The organism is Brevundimonas sp. CURTG3B2_SDJG, assembly GCF_057364705.1.
Genome location: NZ_JBNFOJ010000133.1, coordinates 1 through 7995 on the forward strand (window position 1 = coordinate 1; position 7995 = coordinate 7995).

A 7995-nucleotide genomic window follows, 5' to 3' on the forward strand; every position below is an offset into this window, starting at 1 on the left:
TGGTGCTGACCGGCGTCGGACGGTTCGCGGTGCTGGCGGACCTCGCTTCGATCCGGCCGGACGGCGACGGGGTGCGGATGCGCGCCTTCCAGGTGGCGGAAGAGGATTCCAGGTCGGCGGCCAGACCTATTGGGGCGGCTGGTCGTGGTGGCGGTTCGACTGCCGCGCCCGCACCGCGGACCGACTGGACTTCGCCTCGGTCAAGGAAGGCGGCGCCGAGGGCCCGTCGACGCCCGATCCGGCTCCGGCCTACGACGCGGCGCCCGGCGGAGATGCGGCCGAACTCCTGACCGCCGCCTGCGACCCCGCCTCCGCCGGCGAGGCCGACGCCGATAGTCTCGCGGATGCGGTGCGGGTGGGCCGAGCGGCCCTGGGGAACTAGCCCCTCCCCCGCCCATCCCCGCGAAGGCGGGGATGGGCGGAAACGAGAGTCAGGCCGAATCTATCGAACTGTTCAGCTGCCGCTGCCGGGGCAGGGCCTCGGGGCACTGGTCGCGCATGAAGGCCAGCATCTTCTCGCGGATCTCGCAACGCAGATCGAAGGCGGTCGGGGCGTTGCGGGCGCTGGCCAGGCAGCGGATCTGGGCGGTGCGGTCGGTGATGTCGGTGACCTGCAGGTTGACCACGTCGCCGTCCCAATGCGGGCTCGCCCGGCAGATGCGCTCCAGCTCGGCGCGCAGGCGATCCACCGGCGCCTCGTAGTCCACGTACAGGAAGGCCGATCCGATCAGCCGGGCCGTCTCGCGGGTCCAGTTCTGGAAGGGCTTCTGGATGAAGTAGCTGAGCGGCAGGATCATCCGTCGCCAGTCCCACAGCTTGACCACCACATAGGTCGAGGTGATCTCCTCGATCTGCCCCCACTCGCCCTCGACGATGACGGCGTCGTCCAGGCGGATCGGCTGGTCCGTCGCGATCTGCACCCCGGCGATCATGTTGGTCAGAAGGGGCTGCAGCGCCAGGCCGGCGATGATCCCGACCACGCCCGCCGAGGCCAGCAGACTCATGCCCCACTGGCGCACCGCGCCGATGGTCATCAGGGCCAGTCCCAGGGTGACGATGCCGATCAGCAGGGCCGCCACCCGCTGCAGGATGCGGGCCTGGGTGACGTGCTTGCGGGCGACGAGGTTGTCCTCCTCGGCCATGTTGAAGCGGCGCAGATAGACCACGGCCCACATGTCGCTGGCCCCGATCAGCATCCAGCCCAGGGTCAGGATGAACAGGAACAGCAGCGCCTGCCGGATGGCGAAGGACGGCTCGGGATCCAAGGGCGAGATGGTCACCGCCAGGGCCAGGGCCGCGATCATCACCGCGATCCGCACCTTCAGCCGAGCCCGCCCGACCGTGCCCCGCCAGAACAGGTCTCGCTTTCGCACCGCCAGTTGCAGCAGGAAGAAGACCAGCTGGTTGGCCGCCCAGCCGATGACCACGCAGCCGGCGACGATGACGCTGACCACCACCCATTCGGGCAGCCAGTAGAACTCGCGCCACAGGCGGAAGACTTCGCGGGTCAGGTCGGTCACGAAGGTCGGCATCGGACGACCCTAGCGCGCCAAGGCGGCGAGGCGAAGGCGGCCGCCCCCTCAGAGCTCCGGCAGGTCTCGTCAGTTTCTCCCGCGGGCCCGTCCGTCTTCATTGGCCCGACGTCCGCACCGGGCCGATCTCGAACCGCCGGGCGAGCACAATGGAGCCGCTTTTCATGTACCGCATCCTCGCCACGGCCGCGCTCTGCCTGGGTCTGGCCACACCGCCCTGGCCGACGGCAAGATCTACGTCCGGCTGCCGGACTTGTCGTCCTACCAGGGCCGGGAGGGGGAGATGTTCCTGGACCGCCTGATCCTGGCCAATGTGGTGTCGTCCAACTGCGAGGGCTACGAGGTCACCGGCGAGGAATGGTCGCTACTGACCGATTCCGCCGACATCCTGGCGCACCAGCTGGGGGTCGCCGACACCGACGCCTACGAGGCGGAGTTCGAGCGCCCGGCGTTCGACGCGCTGGATGAGCCTGGGACCTGCGACTACTTCGGCCCGCGGGTCGAGAGCATTCTGGAGGAACTGGTGCGCCTGGGCGGTTCGCGCGAGGCGCTGCCGGACCAGGAGAAGGCCTACCGGGACGATCTGGCCCGCCGCGCCGCCTGGGCCGCCGAGGCCGCGGCCCGCCGCCAGTAGGCCTAGCGCGCCGCCGCCTCGACCATGTTCGGCCAGCCGGACCGTCGCGTCGGGCAGGGCCGCCGAGCGGGCCCCCGGCGCTCATCGCCGCCAGGCGGACCGAGTCGGCAGGACGCCCCCAGCGCCTCGGTCAGGGCCTGAACCGTCACCGCGTCCTCGCCCATGACTTCCGCGCCGCCGGCGGCGCCAGGCTGGCGGCGTTGAAGGTCTGATGGTCGTCCATCGCGATCTTCAGCGGGATCAGCAGCGACGGCACGCCCGCCACCGCCAGTTCCGAACAGGTCGAGGCCCCGGCCCGGCCGACGACCAGGTGCGCCTCGGACAGCCGCCGAGCCATGTCCCGGAAGAAGGGCGCCACCTCGGCCTCGATCCCGGCCTCCAGATAGATCTGGCGCGCGGCCTCCAGCGTCTCGGGGCGGGACTGCTGCTGCACCTTCAGGCGCGCCCGCAGGGCCTCGGGCAGAGCCGCCAGGGCCAGGGGCACGGTCTCGGACAGGATGCGCGCGCCCTGGCTGCCGCCGGTGACCAGCACATGGATCGGCCCGCCCTCGACGGGCGCGGCGAAGGGCCGGTCGTAGAGCGCCCGGATGTCGGGACGGACCGGATTGCCGACCAGGGTCACGCGCGCGCCCACCCCTTGCGGGACCTGCTGCAGGTTGGGGAAGGACGAGGCGATCGTCCCGACATAGGGCGCGAGCATGCGGTTGGTCCGGCCCAGCACCGCGTTCTGGTCGTGCAGCAGGGTCGGCCGGCTCTGGCTCAGCGCGGCCAGCAGGGCGGGGGCGGACGGATAGCCGCCGAAGCCGACGACGACGGCCGCGTCCAGCCGCTTCAGCGCCGAGCGGGCCTGCAGCACGCCCTTCAGGATGGCCACGGCCGCCTTGGCCAGGCCGATCGGCCCCCGGCCGGTCGGCGGCGTCGAGGGACAGCCGTTCCTCGGCGGGAAAGTTGTGCGCATAGGCCTCGCCCCGGCGGTCGGTCGCCAGCACGATGCGCCAGCCGCGCGCGCCAATTCGCGGGACAGCGCCTCGGCGGGAAACATATGCCCGCCGGTGCCCCCGGCGGCGACGATGCAGACTTTGGAGTTCATGAGCGGTGTTTGCCTCAATGCGTCGGGCGCCGCCACTCCCCACCTTTCGTCATCCTCCGGCGAGCGCAGCGAGACCGGGGGGCCCAGCGGCGCGCGCGAGCGCGACCCTTTCGCATCCAGCGCGTTGAGCCATCGTCTCCGCTACGCTCCGGCGCCGCTGGGTCCCCCGGTCTGCGCCGCCATGCGGCTTGCCGGAGGATGACGAGAGGTCAAGGCAATATCCGCCGGCGGTCCGGCAGGGTGGCGCCGGGCTCGTAGGCGCCGGGGCGGCGACGGGTCAAGGCCAGCGCGAACCCCATCGTCAGCCCCATCGCCAGCATGGACGAGCCGCCGTAGCTGATGAAGGGCAGGGTCATGCCCTTGGTCGGGATCAGGTTCAGGTTCACGGCCATGTTGATGCAGGCTTGCAGGCCGATCAGCATGAACAGGCCCGCCGCCGCCGTCTGCTCGAAACTGTCGTTCAGCTTCATCGCCTTGCGCAGGCCCCGGATGACGATGAAGGCGTAGAGCCCCATCATGGTCAGCGACAGGACCAGGCCGAACTCCTCGGCGCCGACGGAATAGATGAAGTCGGTGTGCAGGTCGGGCACGTGGCGCTTCATAACCCCCTCGCCCACCCCGCGGCCGACCAGGCCCCCGGCGCGGATGGCCTCGGACGCGCGGTCGATCTGGTGGGTGTCGGTGGTCTCGGGCGACAGGAAGCGGCTCAGGCGGTCGCGCATGTGGCCGAAGGTGAAATACAGCCCCACCACCCCCGCCGCGCCCGCCGCCGCCAGGGCCGCCACCCATTTCAGCGGCACCCCGGCCATGAAGAAGACGGCCATGAAGGTGGTGGTGATCAGAAGCGTCTGGCCGATGTCCGGCTGGATCAGCAGCAGGCCCACGGTCAGGGCCCAGAAGCCGAAGGCGATGCTGACGCCGGGCACGCCCTGCCCCTTCTGCGCCTCGGAGAACATCCAGGCGGCGAAGACGATCAGGCTGGGCTTGGCGAACTCGGACGGCTGCAGGCTGAACGGCCCCAGATTGATCCAGCGCGCCGCCCCCTTCACCTCGTCGCCGATGAAGGGCAGGGCCATCATGGTCACGATGGCGCCGAACAGGGCCAGCACCGCGATCCGGCGCACGCCCCGGGCGACAACAGCGAGGTGGTCAGCATGATGACCAGGCCCATCGAGGCCCAGACCATCATCCGCCACGAATAGTGGAAGGGGTCCGAGATCGACTGGTCCGCCAGGATGGCGGCCGGCGACGAGGCGAAGCTCAGCGCCACCCCCAGGCCCATCAGCGTCAGCGCCGCGGCCAGCAGGCCCCGGTCGACGGTCCAGAACCATTTGGCGACCGGGCTCTGGTCGTTGCGCGAGAAGGCGGGCGTGTAGCTGGGGGTCATGACGCGCTCGCGGGAACAGCGCCCAGGGCCAGGACGGCGGCGCGGAACGCCTCGCCCCTCGCCTCGAAGTCGGGATACTGGTCGAAGCTGGCGGCGGCGGGCGACAGCAGCACCACCTCGTCGCGGCCGGTGGCGGCCGCGGCCTCGTAGGCGGCCTTCACGGCGGCCGCCATGTCGCCGCTGATCCGGTGCGGGGTCTCGCCCAGCCGGGCGGCGAACGGCCCGGCCGCCTCGCCGATCAGGAAGGCCTCGACCACGCGCGGGGAAACAGGTCCTCCAGATCGTCGATCCCCCCGCCTTGGCCCGCCCGCCGGCGAATCCAGAAGCTGCGGTCGTAGGACATCAGCGCCTGCCGGGCGGCGTCGGCGTTGGTCGCCTTGGAGTCGTTGACGAAGCGGACGCGGCCGAGCTGGCCGACGGTCTCCATCCGGTGGGCGAGGCCGGGGAAGGTGAGCAGGCCTTGGACGGTATCCGTGGGCGACACGCCGAGCGCTCTCGCGGCGGCGTAGGCGCAGGCTGCGTTCTGAGCATTATGCTGCCCCGGCAACGAACGCGCCTCGGCAAGGTCGATCGCCTCATAGGCCAATCGAATCTGCCCCGGCCCGTACACGATCGTTTGCTCGCCAATACGAGCCATCGGCTGCTCGGCGGGATTGGCCGTGACGGTGATCAGATAGCGTCCGCTGCGGGTAATCTCGCTGGCGACGGATTCGCCCCAACTGTCGTCGACTCCGACAATCGAAGCCGCCGCATGAGCGAATATCCGCCGCTTCGCCGCAACATACCCCTCCATCCCGCCATGCCGGTCCAGATGGTCCGGCGAGATGTTGGTCAGGATCGCCACGTCCGGCGCGAAGCTGGTCGTCAAGTCCAGCTGGTAGCTCGACACCTCGATCACATAGACGGCCTCGGGCGTCGGCGCCGGCAGGGCCAGCACGCCGATGCCGATGTTGCCGCCGACGTGGACCGTCAACCCGGCCGACTTCAGCACCCACCCGATCAGGGCCGTGGTCGTCGACTTGCCGTTGGTGCCTGTGATGGCGACCACCCGGGGCCGCTCCCCTTCCGGCAAGGCCGCCAGCGCCCGGGCGAACAGCTCGATGTCGCCGATCACCCCGACGCCCGCGGCCTTGGCCTTCTCGACCGTCCAGTGCGGCTTGGGGTGGGTCAGGGGCGCGCCGGGCGACAGCACCAGGGCGGCGAAGCCGGTCCAGTCGGCGACCGTCAGGTCCTCGACGGCGAAGCCCTCGGCTTCCGCCTGCATGCGGCTGGAGACGCTGTCGTCCCACAGCACCGGCAGGGCGCCGCCGGCCTTCAGCGCGCGCGCGGCCGTCAGCCCCGACCGCCCCAGGCCGAAGACCGCGATCCGCCGGTTCTCGAAGCCCGGGACGGGGATCATGCCGCCCACTCCGTCATCGCCGGGCTTGTCCCGGCGATCCAGGAACACCGACCGTCGATCGCGGACCGGTGAAGGGAGCTGGGCGCCGTCCGCGGGTATGGATGGCCGGGACAGGCCCGGCCATGACGGCTGAAGATGTCGGAGACGCCCTTCACCGCAGCTTCAGCGTCGCCAGGCCGGCCAGGGCGAGCATGGCCGAGACGATCCAGAAGCGGATCACCACCGTGGATTCCGGCCAGCCCATCTTCTCGAAATGGTGGTGGATCGGGGCCATCAGGAAGATGCGCTTCTTGGTGGCCTTGAAGTAGGCGACCTGGATCATGACCGAGGCGGCCTCGATGACGAACAGGCCGCCGACGATGCCCAGCACCAGCTCGTGCTTGGTGGCCACCGCGATGGCGCCCAGCGCGCCGCCCAGGGCCAGCGAACCGGTGTCGCCCATGAAGATCTTGGCCGGCGGGGCGTTGTACCAGAGGAAGCCCGTGCCCCCGCCGATGATCGCGGCCAGGAAGATCGCCAGCTCGCCCGCGCCCGGCACGTGGTGGATGCCCAGGTACTGCGAGAAGATGAAGTTGCCGGCCAGGTAGGCGATGATCCCGAACGCGGCCGAGGCCATCATCACCGGCACGATGGCCAGCCCATCGAGACCGTCGGTCAGGTTCACGGCGTTCGAGAAGCCCACGATCGTGAAGGCGGCGAAGGCGACGTAGAACCAGCCGACGTTCAGCAGCACCGCCTTGAAGAAGGGGAAGGCGATCGAGGTCTCCAGGTTCGGAGAGGTCGGCGACGCCTTCATCCACAGCACGGTCAGGACGCCGGCGATGATCGACACGACGATCTGGGCGGCCAGCTTCTGTTTGGAGGTCAGCCCCGCCGAGGACTGCTTGGTCACCTTGGCGTAGTCGTCGATGAAGCCCAGCACGCCGAAGGCGGCGGTCACCAGGGACACGATCCAGATGTAGGGATTGGTCAGGTCGCCCCACAGGAAGACCGCCACCGCGATGCCGGCCAGGATCATCAGCCCGCCCATCGTGGGCGTGCCGACCTTGGACAGATGCGAGATGGGGCCGTCCTCGCGGATCGGCTGGCCCTTGCCCTGCTTGACCCGCATCCAGGCGATGAACCGGCTGCCCATGGCCACCGCGACGATCATGGCCGTGGCCATGGCCAGGGCGACCCGCACGGTCTGGTACTGGACCAGGTTCAGCAGCGGGTAGTCCTGCGCGACGTCCGCGTAGTAGAGATACAGCAGATAGAACACGGGCTTACCCTCCCAGACCGGCCAGAGCCTTCGCCACCAGCGAAGCCTTGGATCCGTTCGATCCCTTGACCATCACGATGTCGCCCGGCCCCGCGAGCGCGGCGGCGTCCGCCGCCAGTTCTGCGGCCGTCTCGCGCCACTCGCCCCGGCGGGCGGCGGGCAGGACGTCGTACAGCCGCCTCATCTCCGGCCCCGGCGGCGTGGACCAGGTGCCAGTCCCGGCCGCTGCTCGATCGAGGCCGCCAATCCCTCGTGCAGCGCGCGCGACTGGTCGCCCAGCTCGAGCATGTCGGTCAGCACCACCACCCGGCGACCGCCGTCGGCGACCGGCCGCGCGCCCAGGCTGCGGAAACCCGCGGCCATCGACAGCGGATTGGCGTTGTAGCTTTCGTCGATCAGAGTGAAGCCGCCGCCCGGGGCGTTCACCTGCGTGACCTGCCCCCGGCCGGCCAGCGGCTGGAAGTCGGCCAGGGCCTGCAGCGCCGTCTCCTGGCGCACGTCCAGGGCGTCCAGCATCAGAAGCACGCACAGGCTGTTCAGGCCCCAGTGGAAGCCGGACTGGCTCAGCGCGAACTCCAGCGGACGGCCGAAACCATTCGGCCTTCACCCGCGCGCCGCCGTCGAACGGCCGGAAAATCGACCAGCCGCGCGTCGCAGCCCGCCCGGGCGCCGAAGGGTGACGCGACGGGGCC

General features: G+C 70.3%; 7 protein-coding genes and 2 pseudogenes. 2 read left to right on the plus strand and 7 right to left on the minus strand.

Annotated features, from left to right (window positions below; genetic code table 11):
- Positions 1-382 (plus strand): hypothetical protein (locus tag AC2W7C_RS10310; RefSeq protein ID WP_486001361.1); only part of this gene is annotated, 382 nt, incomplete at its 5' end.
- A 49-nt stretch (positions 383-431) separates the two neighbouring features.
- Here the strand turns inward: AC2W7C_RS10310 and AC2W7C_RS10315 are convergent.
- Positions 432-1532 carry a mechanosensitive ion channel family protein gene (locus AC2W7C_RS10315; protein ID WP_486001362.1) on the minus strand — a complete coding sequence of 367 codons (1101 nt, stop codon included), beginning with the start codon at positions 1530-1532 and terminating at the stop codon, positions 432-434.
- 100 nt (positions 1533-1632) lie between these two features.
- Between AC2W7C_RS10315 and AC2W7C_RS10320 the strand changes: the two genes are divergently transcribed.
- Positions 1633-2166 carry a hypothetical protein gene (locus AC2W7C_RS10320; RefSeq protein ID WP_486001363.1) on the plus strand — a complete coding sequence of 178 codons (534 nt, stop codon included), beginning with the start codon at positions 1633-1635 and terminating at the stop codon, positions 2164-2166.
- A 145-nt stretch (positions 2167-2311) separates the two neighbouring features.
- Here the strand turns inward: AC2W7C_RS10320 and AC2W7C_RS10325 are convergent, their stop codons facing one another.
- The 6 genes and pseudogenes from AC2W7C_RS10325 to AC2W7C_RS10350 form a co-directional block, all read right to left on the minus strand.
- The gene (locus AC2W7C_RS10325; protein ID WP_486001364.1) at positions 2312-3256 is read right to left on the minus strand and encodes a UDP-N-acetylglucosamine--N-acetylmuramyl-(pentapeptide) pyrophosphoryl-undecaprenol N-acetylglucosamine transferase; all 945 of its coding nucleotides are present in this window, start codon (positions 3254-3256) and stop codon (positions 2312-2314) included.
- A gap of 209 nt (positions 3257-3465) precedes the next feature.
- Positions 3466-4643: pseudogene (locus AC2W7C_RS10330) on the minus strand (FtsW/RodA/SpoVE family cell cycle protein).
- A pseudogene (gene murD / locus AC2W7C_RS10335) lies at positions 4640-6042 on the minus strand (UDP-N-acetylmuramoyl-L-alanine--D-glutamate ligase). Before murD ends, AC2W7C_RS10330 begins: the two co-directional pseudogenes overlap by 4 nt.
- A 151-nt stretch (positions 6043-6193) precedes the next feature.
- Positions 6194-7303, minus strand: coding sequence for a phospho-N-acetylmuramoyl-pentapeptide-transferase (gene mraY, locus AC2W7C_RS10340; RefSeq protein WP_486001365.1), 1110 nt, complete (start codon positions 7301-7303; stop codon positions 6194-6196).
- A 4-nt stretch (positions 7304-7307) separates the two neighbouring features.
- Positions 7308-7487 carry a hypothetical protein gene (locus AC2W7C_RS10345; protein WP_486001366.1) on the minus strand — a complete coding sequence of 60 codons (180 nt, stop codon included), beginning with the start codon at positions 7485-7487 and terminating at the stop codon, positions 7308-7310.
- Entirely contained in the window at positions 7484-7819 is a 336-nt protein-coding gene (locus tag AC2W7C_RS10350; RefSeq protein ID WP_486001367.1) for a glutamate ligase domain-containing protein, read from the minus strand. The genes AC2W7C_RS10345 and AC2W7C_RS10350 overlap by 4 nt, the downstream gene beginning before the upstream one ends.
- Positions 7820-7995 lie beyond the last annotated feature (176 nt).

Coding starts and splice junctions, on each gene's coding strand:
- AC2W7C_RS10345 (WP_486001366.1), bottom strand. CDS start 7,487: ATGAGGCGGCTGTACGACGTCCTGCCCGCCGCCCGCCGGGGCGAGTGG.
- AC2W7C_RS10350 (WP_486001367.1), bottom strand. CDS start 7,819: ATGCTGGACGCCCTGGACGTGCGCCAGGAGACGGCGCTGCAGGCCCTG.
- AC2W7C_RS10315 (WP_486001362.1), bottom strand. CDS start 1,532: ATGCCGACCTTCGTGACCGACCTGACCCGCGAAGTCTTCCGCCTGTGG.
- AC2W7C_RS10325 (WP_486001364.1), bottom strand. CDS start 3,256: ATGAACTCCAAAGTCTGCATCGTCGCCGCCGGGGGCACCGGCGGGCAT.